Annotated in this window: 19 protein-coding genes; 3 read left to right on the forward strand and 16 right to left on the reverse strand. The window is 29.8% G+C overall.

The genetic code is table 11. The features are described 5' to 3' along the window. The first annotated feature begins 236 nt into the window (after positions 1–236). On the forward strand, positions 237–659 hold the full coding sequence (gene perR / locus CLAU_RS06995) for a transcriptional regulator PerR (protein WP_023162261.1): 423 nt from the start codon (positions 237–239) through the stop codon (positions 657–659). Between the two features lie 60 nt (positions 660–719). Here perR and CLAU_RS07000 read toward each other — a convergent pair whose 3' ends face one another. After that, entirely contained in the window at positions 720–1,946 is a 1,227-nt protein-coding gene (locus tag CLAU_RS07000; protein WP_023162262.1) for an ABC transporter substrate-binding protein, read from the reverse strand. Positions 1,947–2,057: 111 nt separating this feature from the next. Between CLAU_RS07000 and CLAU_RS07005 the strand changes: the two genes are divergently transcribed. Then, positions 2,058–2,999 (forward strand): FG-GAP repeat domain-containing protein, encoded by a 942-nt coding sequence (locus CLAU_RS07005; RefSeq protein ID WP_013240181.1) that lies wholly within the window; start codon positions 2,058–2,060, stop codon positions 2,997–2,999. 150 nt (positions 3,000–3,149) lie between these two features. On the opposite strand, the gene CLAU_RS07010 is transcribed toward CLAU_RS07005, so the two are convergent. Beyond that, complete coding sequence (locus tag CLAU_RS07010; RefSeq protein WP_013240182.1) at positions 3,150–4,103, reverse strand: helix-turn-helix transcriptional regulator; 954 nt, start codon at positions 4,101–4,103, stop codon at positions 3,150–3,152. Positions 4,104–4,335: 232 nt separating this feature from the next. Between CLAU_RS07010 and CLAU_RS07015 the strand changes: the two genes are divergently transcribed. Continuing rightward, the gene (locus CLAU_RS07015) at positions 4,336–4,719 is read left to right on the forward strand and encodes a hypothetical protein (protein ID WP_023162263.1); all 384 of its coding nucleotides are present in this window, start codon (positions 4,336–4,338) and stop codon (positions 4,717–4,719) included. Positions 4,720–4,809: 90 nt separating this feature from the next. On the opposite strand, the gene CLAU_RS07020 is transcribed toward CLAU_RS07015, so the two are convergent. From CLAU_RS07020 to pyrB, 14 genes are all read right to left on the reverse strand, one after another. Next, the gene (locus CLAU_RS07020) at positions 4,810–5,511 is read right to left on the reverse strand and encodes a CPBP family intramembrane glutamic endopeptidase (RefSeq protein WP_013240184.1); all 702 of its coding nucleotides are present in this window, start codon (positions 5,509–5,511) and stop codon (positions 4,810–4,812) included. A 77-nt stretch (positions 5,512–5,588) separates the two neighbouring features. Beyond that, positions 5,589–6,179 (reverse strand): ribosome biogenesis GTP-binding protein YihA/YsxC, encoded by a 591-nt coding sequence (gene yihA, locus CLAU_RS07025; protein WP_013240185.1) that lies wholly within the window; start codon positions 6,177–6,179, stop codon positions 5,589–5,591. 14 nt (positions 6,180–6,193) lie between these two features. Next, on the reverse strand, positions 6,194–8,518 hold the full coding sequence (lon, locus tag CLAU_RS07030) for an endopeptidase La (protein WP_013240186.1): 2,325 nt from the start codon (positions 8,516–8,518) through the stop codon (positions 6,194–6,196). Positions 8,519–8,623: 105 nt separating this feature from the next. After that, positions 8,624–9,913, reverse strand: a complete 1,290-nt coding sequence (gene clpX / locus CLAU_RS07035) for an ATP-dependent Clp protease ATP-binding subunit ClpX (protein ID WP_013240187.1) — start codon at positions 9,911–9,913, stop codon at positions 8,624–8,626. Between the two features lie 19 nt (positions 9,914–9,932). Next, positions 9,933–10,517: an ATP-dependent Clp endopeptidase proteolytic subunit ClpP gene (gene clpP / locus CLAU_RS07040; RefSeq protein ID WP_013240188.1), complete on the reverse strand. Its 585-nt coding sequence runs from the start codon at positions 10,515–10,517 to the stop codon at positions 9,933–9,935. A gap of 144 nt (positions 10,518–10,661) precedes the next feature. Beyond that, entirely contained in the window at positions 10,662–11,954 is a 1,293-nt protein-coding gene (tig, locus tag CLAU_RS07045; RefSeq protein WP_013240189.1) for a trigger factor, read from the reverse strand. Positions 11,955–12,260: 306 nt separating this feature from the next. Then, positions 12,261–13,046 carry a sugar phosphate isomerase/epimerase family protein gene (locus tag CLAU_RS07050; protein WP_013240190.1) on the reverse strand — a complete coding sequence of 262 codons (786 nt, stop codon included), beginning with the start codon at positions 13,044–13,046 and terminating at the stop codon, positions 12,261–12,263. 61 nt (positions 13,047–13,107) lie between these two features. Then, complete coding sequence (locus CLAU_RS07055) at positions 13,108–13,887, reverse strand: hypothetical protein (protein ID WP_013240191.1); 780 nt, start codon at positions 13,885–13,887, stop codon at positions 13,108–13,110. Between the two features lie 432 nt (positions 13,888–14,319). Continuing rightward, positions 14,320–14,892 carry an orotate phosphoribosyltransferase gene (gene pyrE / locus CLAU_RS07060; RefSeq protein WP_013240192.1) on the reverse strand — a complete coding sequence of 191 codons (573 nt, stop codon included), beginning with the start codon at positions 14,890–14,892 and terminating at the stop codon, positions 14,320–14,322. 10 nt (positions 14,893–14,902) lie between these two features. Further along, positions 14,903–15,793 (reverse strand): dihydroorotate dehydrogenase, encoded by an 891-nt coding sequence (locus CLAU_RS07065; protein ID WP_023162264.1) that lies wholly within the window; start codon positions 15,791–15,793, stop codon positions 14,903–14,905. A gap of 79 nt (positions 15,794–15,872) precedes the next feature. Then, positions 15,873–16,625 (reverse strand): dihydroorotate dehydrogenase electron transfer subunit, encoded by a 753-nt coding sequence (locus tag CLAU_RS07070; protein WP_013240194.1) that lies wholly within the window; start codon positions 16,623–16,625, stop codon positions 15,873–15,875. 77 nt (positions 16,626–16,702) lie between these two features. Beyond that, positions 16,703–17,572, reverse strand: a complete 870-nt coding sequence (gene pyrF, locus CLAU_RS07075) for an orotidine-5'-phosphate decarboxylase (protein ID WP_013240195.1) — start codon at positions 17,570–17,572, stop codon at positions 16,703–16,705. A 36-nt stretch (positions 17,573–17,608) separates the two neighbouring features. Continuing rightward, the gene (locus CLAU_RS07080) at positions 17,609–18,046 is read right to left on the reverse strand and encodes an aspartate carbamoyltransferase regulatory subunit (RefSeq protein ID WP_013240196.1); all 438 of its coding nucleotides are present in this window, start codon (positions 18,044–18,046) and stop codon (positions 17,609–17,611) included. Between the two features lie 15 nt (positions 18,047–18,061). Beyond that, positions 18,062–18,982 carry an aspartate carbamoyltransferase gene (gene pyrB / locus CLAU_RS07085; protein ID WP_013240197.1) on the reverse strand — a complete coding sequence of 307 codons (921 nt, stop codon included), beginning with the start codon at positions 18,980–18,982 and terminating at the stop codon, positions 18,062–18,064. Between the last annotated feature and the right edge of the window lie 150 nt (positions 18,983–19,132).

Below are 19,132 nucleotides of genomic sequence, written 5' to 3' on the forward strand. Positions count from 1 at the left end.
CAATTTTCTTAATAATCAAGCTTTTTATAATAATAAATATATATTTTATAACCTTTTATTAATTTATGATCATTTTGTTTCAGTTATGTATTGTATATTTATTAACAACTATATATATGTTATCTTAATCAATATAAGTATATAACATTTATTATAATAATTACCACAAATTTAATTTTGACAACTAATAATTTTTATTATATAGTAGAATTGATTATAAAATAAGGATGGTGCATATGGATAATTTAACTTCTATTTTTAGAGAAAAAAAGCTAAAACTTACCCCACAGCGTATTGCTGTATATAAATATTTACAATCTACCAAGAAGCATCCTTCGGTTGAAACCATATATAAAGCCCTTCAGCTAGAATATCCTACTATGAGCCTAGCAACTGTTTATAAGGCTCTAAAAACTTTAGTTGATGTAAATTTAGTACAGGAAATCAATATAGGAGAAAGCAACTTTAGATATGATGGAAATGTTCATCCTCATTCTCATATACAGTGTATAGTTTGTGAGAAAGTAGATGACGTAGAAGGAATTTGTTTTTCTAATTTAAATGATAAAATTAAAGATTGTGTTGACTACGAAGTATTAAGTAATCAAGTTTATTTTTACGGCATATGTAAAGACTGCCAAAAAAATTCTAAAGAATAATGCTTGTGGGTAGCAAAATCTAAGGCAGTTATCTTTTATAATTAAGATAACTGCCTATTTTTAAGATGACTCATCTACTACTTCATTCCATTCATTTTTAGTGTATTTTCCAGAAAGTATACTGTCAACCTTGCTTGATATATTATTTTTAAAGCTTTCTGGTACATTATATATAAATGCTATATTGTCTTCCGTGCTGTTTTCTAAATGAGTTATTACACACTTTTTTATACCATCTTTTGAAATGTCTGAGCTTTTAAATCCTGTTACAAAACCTTTGTCACTTAACTTCTTTTGAGCATCTTTTCCAAATGCAAACTTTATAAATTCGTTTGTCTCTTCTGTGTTCTTACTACTTATAAGAACACTCATTATAGCATCTGCCATAATTGGGACTTTTAACTGACTTTTAGAATTTGGGCTATAGTACTCAAAGCATTTTATATTTTTGTTTTTTAAATTATTCACATAATATGAAGATGCTATTATTACTGGAATGTCTCCTTTGTCAAACTTTTTTAAACTTGATTCATTTCCTATTTCAAAAGTATCCTTGTTTATAGATCCATTTTTTACAAGATCATTTAACAAATCGAAACTTTTTTGAACCTCAGTTAACTTTTTGTATGCAGAAGGTCCGCTATCATATATATTTTCAAGTTTCTTCATAGTAATTGTATTGCTTGATATAATAGAAAATAAAGTATTATTAATATCCATTCCTTCATTAAGAACTACAGGTACTCTCATTGATGTAGAGTTCATTGTCTTCAAAGAAGCATTAAATTCATCTATATTATTCGGTATTTTTAGGCCTAACTTATCGAAGGCACTTTTATTGCAGAGTATCTCTATAGTATAAGGCATTACAGCAATTCCATAATATCTATCATTAAACCTACCATAAGATTTTACTGAAGTATAATATTTATCAGTTAATTTATTTTGTTCATACGTATTTCCCATATCCGCTAAAAGTCCTTTTCTAACTAACTTTAGCATGTCATTTCTTGAAGCAATTACGATATCTATATCACTAGATTCACTTACATTTTCATCCACTTTTTCTCCTATCGCATTATTTATGTTTACCTTTACTTTAGGATTTTTCTTTTTATATTCATCTGTTAAAAATTTTATTATATTTAAAGATTCTTTATCCTTTACACCTACATATACATTTATCTGTCTATTTTTTTTGAGTGTTTCTGTATTTTTCCCACATGCAGATAAATTAAATAACAATATTATCATTAATAAAAATGTAATTGTCTTATTTTTGAGCATAAATTCTATCATCTCCTTTAAATATAATTTAAGCCCCTTTTCTATAAATTTATTTTGTACATAATAATTAAATATATAATACATTCATATAATTAAGTGGAGGTGAAATTTATGAAATTTAGGATAATATTTCTAAAGAAAAAATATATCTACTTTTTTATATTACTATTGATATTTATATCAGCAGTCATAATTTTTATAGTATCCAGAAGCTCTTCTCCTTCATTTAACACTATTTCAAATAATAAAAAAATAAAAGCAGATTTTAATGGTGATGGAAAAGATGATATATTATCTATTGTGCGTAATGAAAATAAGTATTCAATGAAAGTAATGATTGGAGATAAGTCCTTTAATTTTCAAACAGATAGAAATTCCCCTACAATCGAAAGTTATTCTCCTTATTGGCCCATTAGAGTAATTCTTATGGATGTATCCAGAAATAAGATTCCTGAAATATTTGTACAAGGTTCCATTGCAAATAAACCAGTTCAACGTGTTTTTACATTCAATAATAACAAATTTGATAATATATTTTCAAATTATAACAACATATTGGGATTTATAGACTGTAAAAACAACAAGACACCAAAAGTAATATCTGGTAAACTCCAAGGAGACAGCATGACACTTTCAAATTACATTTTTTTAAACTATAAATTTAAAAATTACAATTATGAGAGTGACAGTACTTTTATGGGAAAGGATACTATATGTGCATTTATTAAATTAATTCAAGGACTTCCTCAAAGTGAATCCTACAAACCTAAAGATATATTTTATTCTAGCATATCCAGTGAAAATATGTCTCTAATAGGTAACATGTCCGGTGAAAACAACTCCTATGTATTTCAGGATGCACTGTTCATGGAAACTAAATGTGATACAAATGGAAATACTTCTGAGTTATCCTGGACATTAAACTTTAAAGCCATTTCTAACACAGATACCAACATAGTAAAAAATTATACTCTAAACTTAGCTCTCATACCAGATAAAAGTAGTGAAAAAAAATATCATTTTAAAATTGCATCTATGTATAAAGCTAAATAAAAAAGGGACCGTTCTCGCGGTCCCAAGGGGGATGGGGGGTTATTACATCAAATAACATTTTTATTACTTGATGCTAGGAGATTTAAATCTCCTAATTACATTTATTATAATGTCCCATTCCAAACAAATTATTCATAAAAATTAAAATTTTTAATATATTTTATACAATTCCTCTAATTCTCTCTTTATATCTTTTCTAAGCTCTATAGGTTCAATTATTTCCGCATCTTTTCCAAAGCTCAGTACCCATTTTTTAATGTCTTCCAATTCATTTAAGTATATAGTAAAAAGTATCTTTCCACCTTCAAGTTGGTCTATATGCTGATGTATATGCCATGTAGTATCTTTTATAAAAGCAGCTTCCTTCTCACTAAACTTTATTACTACCTTTATTTTATCACCCATAAATATACCCCAGTTCTTGTCCAAATATTCTTTTAGTGAAAATGTATGAGGTCTCATATATATATCTTTACTAATTTTCAAATTTTTTACTCTATTTAGCTTAAAGCTGCGTATATCACCTTTCATATGACAATAGCCTATTATATACCAATCTCCTTCTTTAAATATCAAATCGTAGGGATCTATTTTTCTCATAGTTAAATTATTTTTATTTACTGAAAAATAATTTATGCTTAAACTTCTTCCCCTGCTCATAGAATAATTTATCTTAGATATCTTATCTTCTAGATTTTCCATATTTCCTACATAATTTATTGAAAAATTCTTATTGTCATTTATTTTACTTAAATCCTCATTTTTATTTACATTTACGCTTTTTACTTTAAAAATCGCATTTTTTAAATCCTTTTCATACACAAAACCATTTTTTGATGTAAGTATTTCCTCCGCCATAAGAAGAGCTTCCAGTTCATTTTCACTTAAGTTGGAAGGTTTTATATAAAAATTTTGGTCTATATAAAATCCACCATTTCTTCCTTTTTTTGTATATATAGGTACACTTGCTTCGTTCAAATTTCTTATATATCTATATATAGTTTTTTTATCCACTTCCAAAATTTCAGATAATTCTGATGCAGTAGTTAAACCTTTATATTGCAGCATTATTATAATTTCTAATAAATTAGAAATTTTAGACATAGTCCTTACCCCCAATATATTTAGTGTTTATAATAATTTATATCGTTACTTTTTATAAACTTTTTAGTAAAACTTTATTCTAAATTAAACCTGTTCTAGTTTAATTTAGAATTTTAGGTATAAGCTTTAATTTTAGTATCAAATTTTTTACCTATGAATAATATATATTATAAATTAATTATGTTTAATTTAAATAAATACAAATCTGTTTACTTAAAAATGAGGGGTGAATATGATGTCAAAACACCATCGCAAAAATTACAATACTGGTTTCAATTTAGGTGATCTTCTAAATAATATAGATATAACTCAACTTGTCTCAATAATATCTGCCCTAGGTGGTAACTCCAGAAACTCTTCCAATGACCAATTGGGTGCAATGTTGAGCAATCTAAATTTAGGGGATATTTCCAAGAAAAATAATGTGCCTGAGTTTAATCAGTCCAATATAAACTCTCAGCTTGCAGAATTGGAAAGAAAATTGTCTCAGACGGAAGACAATAGCAGTGGAAAAGGTGAGATATTAGATGCATTAAGACAACTTCAAAATTCTCCAGACGCAGCTAAAATATTAAATAGTTTTATGAATTCCAATAATAATAATAATAATAAATAATTAAATTACATTTTTTTAATTATCTCCTTCAAAAGGGAGTGTTACAATAGCAATTTTTTAAATTGTTTTGAACACTCCCTTTTTATATTATTACATCATATTAAGTTTTTGCAGTAAAAGTGCTGCCACTGTTACTGAATTAAATGCACAATGATTGAAGACTGCATACCAGTATCCCTTTTTATTTATTAAATAGCAATTATAAATACCAATCCATAATATTATAGGGAATGCATTTAAACTAAAATGAATTACTGCAAATATTAAGCTACTCAAAATTGCAGCCAGATATACTCCCATTCTCTTAGTAAATATTTTTTTAAATAAAAGCCATCTAAATACAAATTCCTCAAGTATAGGTGCAAATATTATGACTACAGGTATCATTATCAAAAATTTATTTAAAGACATATTAGCCATATGTGTAACTATATCCTGCTGTTTTAATTCAACTCTAAAATTAGAAAGTATAATAGTTTCAGTTATAGATATACCTATTGTTATCAAATAAAATACCACCACTGCTGCTAAAGCTTTAAAAAATTTAAATCTTCTTATATCAAATTCATATGGTCCATCCCTATGTCTTAAATATCTTATATTTAAAAGCACAAATATAAAAGGTATAAAATTTTCCGTAAATATGCAAGTAATCATATAAGCTATTCCAATTAACACTAATAGTAAATTACTCTTCTTTTTATCTCTCCAAAACTTTGAAAACACTAAAAATGGTGGTACATATACAATTGAAAATACAAGGACATCCTTTATAATATCCAATTTAAACATGGCTAATTTCTCCTTGCTATTATTTGCTTGCCTTTACTTAAATTTATTCTATGAATCCTGCACTAATATTTTACCCTTTAATAGGAATTTATTGTAGATTCCAAAACTTCTAAAATTTTCTCTTTTCCTTGCTTATTTAATGCAGAAAAAGTTAAAATCTCATCTTCCCCACTCATTTTTAAAGTATCTCTTATAACTTTTAAATTCTTAGACAGTTGGTTCTTAGACACTTTATCAATTTTAGTAGCTACAATAGCAATATCATAGTTGTAGTGCTTAATCCACTTATACATAGTTATGTCATCAGCTGTTGGTTTATGCCTGCAATCTAAAATAAGCACTATCTTTTTTAATTGCTGTCTAGCATTTAAATACTTTTCTATTATGTTTCCCCAACTTTCCTTTTCCTTCTTGGAAACTTTTGCATAACCATATCCAGGTAAATCTACAAGATAAAAGTCATTATTTATTAAGAAAAAATTTATTTGCCTGGTCTTTCCAGGCGTAGCACTGACCTTAACTAGCTTTTTTCTATTTGTTAAGGTATTTATGAGTGAAGACTTTCCTACATTAGATCTACCTACAAAAGCTACTTCTACTCTGTTATCCACAGGATATTGCCTAGGACTTACTGCTGAAATTATAAATTCTGACTGTTTTATTTCCATAAATAATACCCCGCTTAATTATCTCTTAAGATTGCATTTTCAAGTACAGTATCTATATTATCTGCAAGTATATATTTCAATTTGCTTTTAACTGTCTTTGGAATTTTCAAAAGATCTTTTTCATTTTCCATAGGTATTATAACCGTATCTATACCTGCCCTATACGCTGCAAGACTCTTTTCTTTTAATCCGCCTATAGGAAGAACCCTTCCCGTTAATGTTATCTCCCCAGTCATAGCTACATTGTGTTTTACTTTATTTTTGTTAAGTGCAGATATCATTGCAGTAACCATAGTGACTCCTGCAGAAGGTCCATCTTTTGGTACTGCACCTTCTGGAACATGTATGTGCACATCATAGTTTTTATAAAATCCACTTTCTATTCCATATTTATGGGAATTAGCCCTTATATAACTATATCCTGTTTTAGCTGATTCCTTCATCACATCACCAAGTTGGCCTGTTAATTGCAACTTACCATTTCCAGGCATTACGCTTACTTCTACAGGAAGAGTATCCCCTCCGTATCCTGTCCATGCCATTCCCGTAACTACTCCCACTTTATCTTCCTTATCTACCTTATCATAAGTAAATATTTCAGGTCCAAGGTAAGATTTTACTTTAGTTACAGTAACATTTATATTTTTCCTGCCCTTTTCCATAATCTCTGCTATTGCTTTTCTTATAATGGATGCAACTCTCCTCTCAAGACTCCTAACTCCTGATTCTCTAGTGTAACTGTCTATTAACTTGTATATAGCTGAATCCGAAAAAATAATTTTATTATCCCCTACCCCATTTTGTTCTAACTCTTTAGGTATAAGATGTTCTTTACATATATGAAGTTTTTCTTCACTAGTATACCCAGATACCTCTATTACTTCCATTCTATCAAAAAGTGGTCTTGGGACAGTTTCAAGGGTATTTGCTGTAGTTATAAACATTACATTTGACAAATCAAAATCTAACTCAAGGTAATGATCTCTAAATGTGCTGTTTTGCTCACTATCCAATACTTCTAAAAGAGCATCTGCAGGATCTCCTCTAAAGTCACCACTCATCTTATCTATTTCATCTAATAAAAATAGTGGATTTTTAGATTTGGCTTGTTTCATTCCATATATTATCCTTCCTGGAATAGCCCCTACATAGGTCTTCCTATGTCCTCTTATCTCAGCTTCATCCCTTACTCCTCCAAGGGACATCCTTACAAAATTTCTATTTAAAGCATGAGCTATAGACTTTGCAATAGAAGTTTTTCCAACTCCAGGAGGTCCTACAAGGCACAGTATTGGACCTTTAAGTGATTTACTCATTTTTTTAGCTGCAAGATATTCAATTATTCTATCTTTAACATCTTTTAGTCCATAATGCTCTTTTTCAAGTATTTCTCTAACAGACTTTATCTCTAAATTATCTTTAGTTTGGGCATTCCAAGGTAAATCAAGTATCCAATCCAAATAAGTTCTTATTACCCCCCCTTCTGCAGAATAGGTTCCTGTATTTTTTAATCTATCTAATTCATACAGTGCCTTATCTTTAACATCTTTAGGAAGCTTTGCTTTACTTATTTTGTTTTTATACCTTTTCATTTCTTTTTTATCTTCGTCATCTTCCCCAAGTTCTTCTTGTATTGCCTTTAGTTGTTCCTTTAAATAATATTCTTTTTGAACTTTATCTATCTTATTTTTTACTTTTACTCCTATTTTTCTTTCCAACTTTAAAATTTCTATTTCATTTACAAGTACACTTAAAAGCTTTTTAAGTCTTTCTTCTATGTCATAACATTCCAGGATTTCCTGTCTTTTTTCTTGCTTTAGCATTAAATATGAACTTACAGTATCAGCTAATCTTCCACAATTATTTAATTCATCTAATGTTATTATTGTTTCTACTGGTATGTTTCCAGACAATTTTATGTATTCATCGAATTTATCTTTAATAGTACGGGCTAGAGCTTCACAATTTTTATTGTCGCTACACTCTTCTCCGTCTTCCAAAATCTCCACTTCTACTTTAAAAAAGGGATCTTTACTTATACACTCTTTTAATACTGCCCTTGTTTCACCTTCTACAAGTACTCTAACTGTGTCTCCCGGCAATTTCAATATTTGTTTTATATTACAAATAGTACCTGTTTCAAAAATATCTTCTTCTTCTGGTTCTTCAATTTTAGCTTCTTTTTGAGCGGTTAAAAATATTTTTTGATCTACAAGCATAGCTTCTTCTAGTGCAAGTATGGATTTTTTCCTACCTACATCAAAATGTAAAACCATGTATGGAAATACAGTAATACCCCTCAATGGAATTAGAGGAAGAACTTTTAAGTTTTTATCCATCTTTCTCTCCTCACTTTAAATAGTTTAAATTCATATATCAGCATTTTATATACTTAACTATTGCTTAAAAGAGAGTACCGAAACCAGTACTCTCTTTTTAATAACCTATGCAGTTTCAGGGCCCTTTCGTGTTCTTGATTTTTTTAATTTGATAGGTGTCCTCTTTCCATCCTCTGCCTCTATAAGTTCTGGCTTCTTTGTATCCACTGCATTCTTATCAATTATTACTTTAGCTATTTCCTCTTTTGAAGGTATATCAAACATTACATCCTTCATAGTTTCCTCTATAATAGCTCTAAGGCCTCTAGCTCCTGTATTTCTCTTTAACGCTTCATCTGATATAGCTTCCAGTGCATCTTCTTTAAATTCAAGTTCTACATCATCAAATTCAAAGAGTTTTTTATACTGTTTAATCAGTGCATTTTTAGGTTCTTTTAATATTCTTACAAGAGCACTCCTATCTAATGCCTCTAAAGTTACTATAATAGGAATTCTACCTACAAATTCTGGTATAAGTCCAAACTTTAGAAGATCTCCAGGCATTATATCTTTTAAGAGTTTTCCTATGTCTTTTTCCTTTTTAGATTGTATTTCTGCACCAAAGCCTAAAGTACTTACTCTAGTTCTACGTTCTATTATATTGTCTATGCCATCAAAAGCTCCACCGCATATAAATAATATATTTGTAGTATTTATTTGAATAAACTCTTGATGCGGATGTTTTCTACCACCCTGAGGTGGCACTGAAGCTACTGTACCTTCTAATATCTTTAACAGCGCCTGCTGTACGCCTTCTCCTGAAACATCTCTAGTTATAGATGGGTTTTCTGATTTTCTTGCTATTTTATCTATCTCATCTATATATACTATTCCATGTTCAGCTCTTTCTATATCGTAGTCTGCATTTTGTATAAGCTTTAACAATATATTTTCTACATCTTCACCTACATAGCCAGCTTCCGTTAAAGTAGTAGCATCTGCAATAGCAAAAGGTACATTTAAAAATTTTGCTAAAGTTTGAGCTAACAATGTTTTTCCTGATCCTGTAGGACCAAGTAATAATATATTACTTTTTTGGAGTTCTACATCATCATTTTGATTATTCGAATTTATTCTCTTATAATGATTATACACTGCTACAGACAGTGATTTTTTTGCATCTTCCTGACCTATTACATATTGATCAAGATAATTTTTTATTTCTACAGGTTTAGGTATAGAAGTCATATCTATTTGAACATCTTCTTCAAATTCATCACTTATTATTTCAGAACATAATTCTATACATTCATCACATATATATACGCCTGGTCCTGCAATTAATCTTCTAACTTGATCTTGTGTTTTACCGCAGAATGAGCATTTAAGTTGTTTTTTATCATCATTTTTGGCCATTTCCACACCTCACTAAAGGTTATTTCTTTTTGGTAATAACTTCATCTATCAATCCGTATTCTTTTGCTTCTTCTGCTGTCATAAAGTTATCTCTCTCAGTGTCTTTTTCAACTTTTTCAAGGGGCTGCCCTGTTCTTTCACTTATTATAGTATTTAACTTTTTCTTTATGTCTAATATTCTTTTTGCATGAATTCCAATATCAGTTGCCTGACCTTGGAATCCTCCAAGTGGTTGATGTATCATTATCTCTGCGTTTGGAAGTGCAAATCTCTTTCCCTTTGCACCAGCTGTAAGCAAAAATGCTCCCATAGAAGCTCCCATGCCTATACATATAGTGGACACATCTGACTTTATATACTGCATTGTATCATAAATTGCCATTCCTGAGGTTATTGATCCACCTGGACTATTTATATAAAGATATATATCTTTGTCAGGGTCTTCAGCTTCTAGGAATAACAGCTGTGCTACTACCAGACTAGCAGAAACATCATTAACCTCTTCACTCAGCATTACTATTCTATCTTTTAAAAGCCTAGAATAAATATCGTAAGACCTTTCCCCTCTACTTGTTTGTTCTACAACTACTGGTACTAAACTCATAAACTCTCCTCCTCTTATATAACCATTTAAGGCAATTAATATATATTAAAATTAATTTATATCAATCTATAAGGATGAACCTTTGAACTTTTTTATTTTAAATTAATTGCCAGAAAAGCTCCTGGCAATTAATTTAAATATAATCTATGCTGTTGCTTTACTACTATCTACTAACATTTTTACAACTTTTTCATTAACCACATCTGTCTCTAAATATGATTTTTGATTATTAAAAATTATTTTTGCAGTTTTTTCTGCTTCTTTATTACCATATTGTGCAGCCATTTCTTTTGCTCTTTCCATAAGTTCATCATCAGTTGCTTCTATCTTTTCTACTTTTGCTATTTCACCAATTACTAAATCTGTTCTTACTCTTTTTTCTGCTGATTCTTTCATATATTCTCTTACTTTTTCTTCAGTATTATTTGTATATTGATAATATGTCTTAAGATCTAATCCCTGATATTTTAATCTCAATTCTAAATCTTTAAGCATAGTATCTATTTCTTTTTTTATCATAACTTCTGGTATGTTAATTTCTGCATTTGAGCAAACTTTATCTAAAACTGCTTCTTCAAATTCTCTTTTAGTCCTAAGTTCATTTGCTTCTTTTTTCTTATTCTTTATATCTTCTTTAACTTTATCTAAAGTATCAAATTCTGATATATCTTTAGCAAATTCATCATCTAATTCAGGTAGTTCCTTAATCTTTATTTCTTTAACAGTAACTTTAAATACAGCTTCTTTACCATTTAGCTCTTCTCTTCCATATTCTTTAGGGAATGTAACATGAACATCCTTTGAATCACCAGCATTAAGTCCAATTAGCTGATCTTCAAAATTATCTATGAAAGTACCGGATCCGATTTCTAACTGATAATCTTTTCCTGCTCCACCTTCAAACTCTTTGTCATCTACAAATCCATTAAAATCTATTACTGCTATATTTCCCTTTTCTATACTTCCGCTTTCTTTGGTTTCTATTCTAGCATTCTTTTGCTGCATTGTCTTTAATTCTGCTTCTACTTCTTCGTCTTTTACTTCATATGTATTTTTCTTAACTTCTAAGCCTTTATACTCTCCAAGTTTAACTTCAGGAAGTACAACTACTTTTGCAGTATATATGAATTCCTTTCCTTCTCCTATTTGTACTATATCAATTTCAGGATAATCTACTGGCTTTATATCATTTTCCTTAATGGCTTGTGGATATGTATCATCACAGCAGAAATTTATTGCATCTTCATAAAATACGCCTTCACCATAGTATTTCTTTATTATATTCATAGGGGCTTTACCTTTTCTAAAGCCAGGTATATTGAACTTCTTTGCATTTTTAGCAAATGCTTTTTTCATAGATTCATTAAACTTTTCTGCTTCTACAGTTATTTCTAATTTTACAACATTTTCTTCTATCTTTTCCTTCTTAACATTCATTTATAAAATTCCTCCTACTAATTACTATACATGCTTATATCAACTATGCTATTATACCATATATTTATAAACATTCCTATATGATGTGAGCATTGCCTTTCTTTACTGCCTAAATTGTAAAACTCAATAGTGATATTTTATATAATTGCACCGTAAAATTCAACTAATATTTTAGTATATATACAATAATTATATTGTAAAAGTTAAATTCATAGTTTTACTCTATATATTTCTTATTATTGGGAATTAAAATTGGTATTATAATTATATACCAAAAATCTCAAAGTTTATAGTTTTTTTTAATTTTTACAAACACTTTTCAATATAATCTTTAGATTCTTTTAAATCATCATAGTTTTTATAATTGTCACTATACACTTCAATTATACCAACCTTATTATAATTTGCTTCCCGCAGCTTACAAAATAACTTCTTATAATTTATATCACCTTTACCTGGAAGCAAACATGAACTTATTGAATTTCTATCGTTTATATGTAAATTTTCTATAGCTCCTGACATAATATCTATATATTCTTCAGGTAACCTTCCTGCTCTATAGGCTTGCTTTATATCCAGTGTAAAGTATAGGGAATCCTCATATTTTTCTCTAAGTGTATATAAAAAATCAATATTTCCTGACATACACCAAAATACATTTTCCTGGCACAACTTTATGCCTTCTTCTCCTGCTGTATATAATAATTTATCATAAACATCAAAAACCAGATCATAGTTAATTACATTATAGAGTTTTTTATGTTTCATTCCGTGAAACGTATAGCACTTAGCTCCAACTTTTCTGGCTAGTTTACATACTTGTTTAAACTGTAAAAATGCATCATTTCTTCTCCTCTTATATTCATCAAATAAATTAGGTTCAAAAGAAGAAGAAAAAGCATGAACAGAATTTATAATAAAATTGTTCTTTAATTTTTGCTCTAAAAGTATGTCTCCAAAATTTTCACTATATTCACTGATACTATTTAAAAATACTTCTCCTAAATTAAATCCTAAATTTTTCATCAAAGCTATACTATTTTCCGTATTTACATTTGGGTAAAAGCTAGCTGATGACAATCCTATATCCATAATTCCTCCAAATTTATCATATGACTCCATTGCAAAAATAACCAGTAGAAGGATGCACCTTCTACTGGGTAACGGAACCTGATGCCGTTAAATAAACAGTTTTACCATCTACAATGGCCGTAAGTCCCTTTTCATTTATTCCCTGAAACTTTATATCTTCACCTTCTATATTCTGAACCATAACATGATTTTTATTCTGCAAGCTTTCTATCCACACGTATTTTGTAGTTTTTCCAATCCATGGGAGTTGACTTACATATGCAATATTATTGTCATCTATAAATTTAGGTGAAGAACACCATACATATCCTGGATTATTAGTTAATTGAGAATCTTTTGCTATTACAGTTCCTGTAGTAGATACATACTGTGGATTTGTTATATCCTGCTTATTTCCACTTGCATCCACTAACAATATACTCTGAGACTTATCATCAAACAAAAGTGCATTCTTACCTGATGGGCTTACATCATATGTACCGCTGCTATCTGCCTTAAATACTTTATCATTACCCTTACCTTGATATATTAAACTTACATCTTTTCCACTACTCAATTTTATTTTATATGAATTCTGACTTGCTGCATCCTTAGACTTAGTTTGAGTATTTGGTTGAGATGATTTTTGACTATCCGTATTATTTTTTGTCTGTTTGTTTTCAGAAACAATATTATTCTTTACTTTACTTGTTTCCTTTACTACATCTCTAAATGCTCCCCTTATGTAAACTACAACTAACACTGCTGCCATCAAACATACTACAATAAGTATAACTTTATTTCTCTTATGCCGCTGCATTTTCTTTTCATATTCTTTGCTAAAAATACTTGGTTTACCCACTAAAAAACTCCTCCTATACTTAGTATTAATAACTATGGGAAGTTAAATCACCCATTATAGAAAGTGGTGATTCCCTGATTAATATTCCCAAAGGATTATCCATTATATAAAATTATACACAATAAAAAATCACTATTAATTTTTCATGTATATAATAAATAATATTGTAGGAATTCATTACTTATTATACCTCAAAAATCTTATAAATAGTAATAATTTTTTGTAAAACTCCATAAAATTGTGAAAGGCTTATTTAAGCTATTTACTTAAATAAGCCTATTCCTAAAAACACAGTTAATGTGCTATAGAAATAGGCTTATTTTTAAGTAATCAATTCACAATTTCTGTGGATTTTTCTCCGTGAGCGTTATGAAAAATCTAAAATCTAATAATTTAATTGTCAATTCTGCATCGTGCATTGATTTTTTCGACTTATTTGAATACTCTACTTCCAGGCTTTACATATTCTTGTCCTTGCTTACACATAGGACAATTTTCCTTATCATAAGTGTTTATATTAAGTTTTACTGCACTATAAATTGGATATTCTATTTTGACACCTTCTGCTCTTCTGTCTACTATGCAACATATGCCTACAACCTCTCCACCTAATTCCTGAATTACCTTAGCAACCTCTACAGATGATTTTCCTGTAGTTACCACATCTTCAGAAATTATAATTTTTTCTCCTTCTTTTATTTCAAATCCCCTTCTTATAGTCATATTTCCATTTTGCCTTTCAGCAAATATTCCTGGTTTGCCCGTTTGCCTTGCAAGTTCATAGGAAACTAATATCCCCCCCATTGCAGGTCCAACTATTTTATCATAGTCAACATTCTCTAATTTGTCTGCAATAACTGCTATTACATCTTTTGCCCTGTCAGGATACTGTAAAAGTTTTGCACACTGACAATACCTATCACTGTGTTTTCCTGAAGAAAGTAGAAAATGCCCTTCCAAAAGTGCTCCTACTTCTTTCAATGTATTTATAACTAAATTATCCATAACTGTCCTCCTAAATTATTCCTCTTATTTCACTTAAATCTTTTATATTCTCATCTTTCATATATTTCTCTATACCATCTATTATATCCAAACATATGTCTGGTTTTATAAAGTTTGCAGTACCTACTTGAATTGCATAAGCTCCCGCCATTATAAATTCTATCGCATCTTGAAAGCTTACTATTCCACCTATTCCAACTACAGGAACTTTTACAGCTTTTGAAACTTCATATACCATTCTTAATGCAATGGGTTTTATTGCCGGTCCCGACAATCCGGCAGTTATATTATCAAATACTGCCTTCCTGTTTTTAATATCTATAGCCATAGCCTTAAATGTATTTACAAGGGATAAGCTATCCACTCCTGCATCGCAGCACTTATACGCCATATCTACGATATCTTCAGCATTAGGAGATAACTTCACCATAAGTGGTTTTTTGCAGACTTTCCTTACAGCACTTACTATTTCATAGGCTACCTTTGATTTTATTCCAAAAGCCATACCCCCACTTTTTACATTAGGGCAAGATATGTTCAGTTCTATAATGTCTACATCCGAACTACTTAGCTTCTCCACGGATTCAACATAATCATCTATAGTACTTCCGCCTATGTTAGCTATAACAACTGTATCAAATTTTTTCATTTTAGGAAGTTCAAAATTTATAAAATGTTCTACTCCTGGATTTTGAAGTCCCACACTATTTAATATACCTGCTTTAGTTTCATAGCTTCTTATGCCGCCATTTCCTTCTTTTCTTTTTAACGTAAGACCCTTAGAACATATTCCTCCCAATTTTGATACATCATAAATTTGATTATATTCTTCACCAAATCCAAAGGTTCCAGATGCTCCGATTACAGGATTTTTAAAATTCACACCGCATATATCTATCAATTGGTTAAACTTCCTTTCCCCTTTTATATTTGTGCATTTGAAATAGCATACTAACTAGTTATTTCAAACTTTTTAAAAATTACAGTACTATATCGCTTCCTAAGAAAACTGGTCCATCTTTACATGCTCGTTTATTACCTTTAATGGTACTACAAGTACATACAAGACATGCTCCCACTCCACAGGCCATACGATTTTCCATTGAAACATATACGGTTACCTGTTTTTTGCTACACATACTTATTACTTTTTTCATCATAACTTCCGGCCCACAACATAGTACAGCATCATAGAGTTCAGGCCTAAATTCATCAGTTACATAGCCCTTTGTACCTTGACTTCCCGTTTCTGTAGAAATGTATATGTCATCTACAAAAGGTTTAAATTTATCTATAGAATACACACTATCTCTAAAACCAGCATAAAGATCTAATTTACAATTCTCATGTTGTTTTCTTATGCTTTGAGCAAGATAAAACATTGGGGCAATTCCTATACCTCCTGCAATAATAGCAGTTTTTGTTTTCAAATTTTCTATATCAAATCCATTTCCCAAAGGCCCTAAAAGTTTTATTTCATCGCCCGTTTTCAATTTGCTTAACTTTTCAGTACCTTCCCCTACTACTTGATACAAAAAAACTATTTTATTTGTATCTAAATAATGTATGCTTATAGGCCTTGAAAGCAGTGGTTCTAGTTTCCAGCACCTCAGCATATAAAACTGCCCTGGTTTGCCCTTGAACTTTCCCTGAATTTCAAGTTTATAAATACCTTCAGCTGTTTTTTCATTTTTATATACTTTTTCAGTGGTATAGCTTAACTCATTTTTCAATGCATTTCTTCTCCATTTCTAAATATTTTTTGATGCCTTAAGGCATTTGAAAGAAAATAGACTAGCATACTAACTGGCTATTTCTTTGAAAATACCTTAAATATATCATCTCTAATTCTAATACACTCTTCTCTAGCACATTCTCCATAATTCTTTTCGCCATTTTTTCTTTTTCTATATGCTAGAAGTATTCCTCTTGAAGAATTCACTACACCGCCGTTGCCCTTTTTAAGATAAGCAGCAATGTCCTGAGCTGTTCCCCCTTGGGCTCCATATCCAGGTATTAAGAAAAATACACTATCTAGATTGTGTCTAAGCTGTATTCCTTCTTCCTGATGAGTACACCCTATTACCCCACCTATGGAACTGTAGCCACAGTCTCCTAAATATTTCTTTCCAAGAAAATTTACTTTTTCTCCTACTATATTGTAAAGTTTTTTATCCTCTTTAGTATCTATATACTGAATATCTTCTGCTCCTCTATTTGACGTACGTATGAGCACAAACATTCCCTTATTGTCATTCTCAATATAAGGTAAGTAAGGTTCTAATGTATCAAATCCCATGTAAGGATTTAAAGTTATAAAATCACTTTCAAATTCACCTTTAAAATGTGCCTTTGCATACATTTCCGCTGTTTTTGCTATATCTCCTCTTTTGATATCTGCAATCGTTAAAACCTTTTTATTTCTTATATACTTTAAGGTTCTACTATATGCCCTGAGTCCCTCCATACCCAAGGCTTCGTAGTATGCAATTTGTACTTTATAACAAGCTACTACATCGCAAGTACTATCTATTATAGTTTTATTAAATTCAAATACAGCATCTGCTATATTTTCATTTGAACTTAATACATGTTTTGGTATATATTCTAATGCAGTATCTAGTCCCACACATACATTTCCCTTTTTTAAAACATCATCGTACAATTTATCTATAATCATAAAAAGCCCTTTCTTTAAATATAATTTTACTTTAATTTAAAGATATTTCGATAAATTCTCATATATCTGATCGCAATATTCACATCTATAGGCACCTGTTTTTTCGTCCACCAGATTAAAAATATGAGGTATATTTTTTTCTACAGAAGTAACACATCTTGGATTTTTACATTCTATTATATTTTCAATTTTGTCTGGAAGTTTCAATTTTATCTTCTTATATATTTTTTCATCTTTTATTATATCAATTGTAATGTTAGGATCTATAAATCCAAGTACTGTAAAATCCAGTTCCAAATTATTTTCTATTTTAATTATATCTTTTCTTCCTAATTTTTCACTTACGGCATTCATTATAAGCGCCACAGAATACTTTGCCTTGTTTAGTTCTAGGTAATTAAATATTTTCATTCCGTATCCTGCTCTTATATGGTCAATTACAATACCGTTCTTTACACTATTTATTGTAAGCATGTTTATCTTCCTCCCCTACCTAATTCCAAGTAATTTCAACATTAATGCCATTCTCACATACATACCATATTTAACTTGTTTAAAGTAACAAGCTCTTGGATCACTATCTATTTCATATGGAATTTCATTTACTCTTGGAAGTGGGTGAAGTACTATCATATCCTTACCCGCTTTAGACATTTTATCTTTGCTTAATATATATATATCTTTAAGTCTTATATAATCTTCTTCATTAAAAAATCTTTCTTTCTGTACCCTGGTCATATAAAGTATGTCAAGAGAACCTATAGCATCTTCTAAATTTTTAGTTTCGCTGTAGTTAACACCTTTTCTATTTAATTCTTTTTTAACGTAATCAGGTACTTTCAATTCTTCCGGGGATATAAGAGTAAAACTATTGTTTTCATATCTGGACATGGCATTTATGAGTGAGTGTACTGTTCTTCCAAACTTCAAGTCACCACAGCAGCCTATTTTTAGATTGGATAATGTTCCTTTTATAGATTTAATGGTTAAAAGATCTGTAAGTGTTTGTGTTGGATGTTGGTGACCACCGTCTCCTGCATTTATAACAGGTACTGTAGAATACATAGATGCTATCTTAGGTGCACCTTCTTTAGGATGTCTCATAGCTATAATATCTGCATAACATCCAATTACCCTTATTGTGTCTGCTATACTTTCACCTTTTGAAACAGAACTTGAATTAGGTTCCGAAAAACCTACTACCTTTCCACCTAACCTAATCATAGCAGATTCAAAACTAAGTCTAGTTCTAGTACTTGGTTCATAAAATAAGGTTGCTAGAAGCTTTCCATCACATACCTTTGAAAAATCCTTCTCTTTTGAAATTATTTCATTTGCAAGTTTGAATATCTCATCTAATTCTTCTATTGAAAAATCCATTATATCTATTAGATGTCTTCCTTTTAACATTAATAATTCCTCCTTCTCAGCCTCTCCGTGCTAAATTTAAAGGTGTAAAAAAATGCCTTCCTTTAAGGAAGGCATTATTATACCATAATATAATAATTTTATATTCTACATATGCCTTCCTAGTCTCACAGGACTAGTTTTAAAGGTCTT

Source organism: Clostridium autoethanogenum DSM 10061, assembly GCF_001484725.1.
GTDB lineage: Bacteria > Bacillota > Clostridia > Clostridiales > Clostridiaceae > Clostridium_B > Clostridium_B ljungdahlii.

Bases quoted from the DNA above. Each gene is read 5' to 3' on its own strand.
- pyrB (WP_013240197.1), bottom strand. From the start codon at position 18,982: ATGTTAAAAGGAAGACATCTAATAGATATAATGGATTTTTCAATAGAA.
- yihA (WP_013240185.1), bottom strand. From the start codon at position 6,179: ATGGAAATAAAACAGTCAGAATTTATAATTTCAGCAGTAAGTCCTAGG.
- CLAU_RS07005 (WP_013240181.1), top strand. From the start codon at position 2,058: ATGAAATTTAGGATAATATTTCTAAAGAAAAAATATATCTACTTTTTT.
- pyrF (WP_013240195.1), bottom strand. From the start codon at position 17,572: ATGATTATAGATAAATTGTACGATGATGTTTTAAAAAAGGGAAATGTA.
- CLAU_RS07015 (WP_023162263.1), top strand. From the start codon at position 4,336: ATGATGTCAAAACACCATCGCAAAAATTACAATACTGGTTTCAATTTA.
- pyrE (WP_013240192.1), bottom strand. From the start codon at position 14,892: ATGGATAATTTAGTTATAAATACATTGAAAGAAGTAGGAGCACTTTTG.
- CLAU_RS07020 (WP_013240184.1), bottom strand. From the start codon at position 5,511: ATGTTTAAATTGGATATTATAAAGGATGTCCTTGTATTTTCAATTGTA.
- clpP (WP_013240188.1), bottom strand. From the start codon at position 10,517: ATGAGTTTAGTACCAGTAGTTGTAGAACAAACAAGTAGAGGGGAAAGG.
- lon (WP_013240186.1), bottom strand. From the start codon at position 8,518: ATGGATAAAAACTTAAAAGTTCTTCCTCTAATTCCATTGAGGGGTATT.
- CLAU_RS07080 (WP_013240196.1), bottom strand. From the start codon at position 18,046: ATGCTTACAATAAATAGTGTAAAGAACGGTATTGTAATTGACCATATA.
- tig (WP_013240189.1), bottom strand. From the start codon at position 11,954: ATGAATGTTAAGAAGGAAAAGATAGAAGAAAATGTTGTAAAATTAGAA.
- CLAU_RS07000 (WP_023162262.1), bottom strand. From the start codon at position 1,946: ATGCTCAAAAATAAGACAATTACATTTTTATTAATGATAATATTGTTA.
- clpX (WP_013240187.1), bottom strand. From the start codon at position 9,913: ATGGCCAAAAATGATGATAAAAAACAACTTAAATGCTCATTCTGCGGT.
- CLAU_RS07010 (WP_013240182.1), bottom strand. From the start codon at position 4,103: ATGTCTAAAATTTCTAATTTATTAGAAATTATAATAATGCTGCAATAT.
- CLAU_RS07050 (WP_013240190.1), bottom strand. From the start codon at position 13,046: ATGGATATAGGATTGTCATCAGCTAGCTTTTACCCAAATGTAAATACG.
- perR (WP_023162261.1), top strand. From the start codon at position 237: ATGGATAATTTAACTTCTATTTTTAGAGAAAAAAAGCTAAAACTTACC.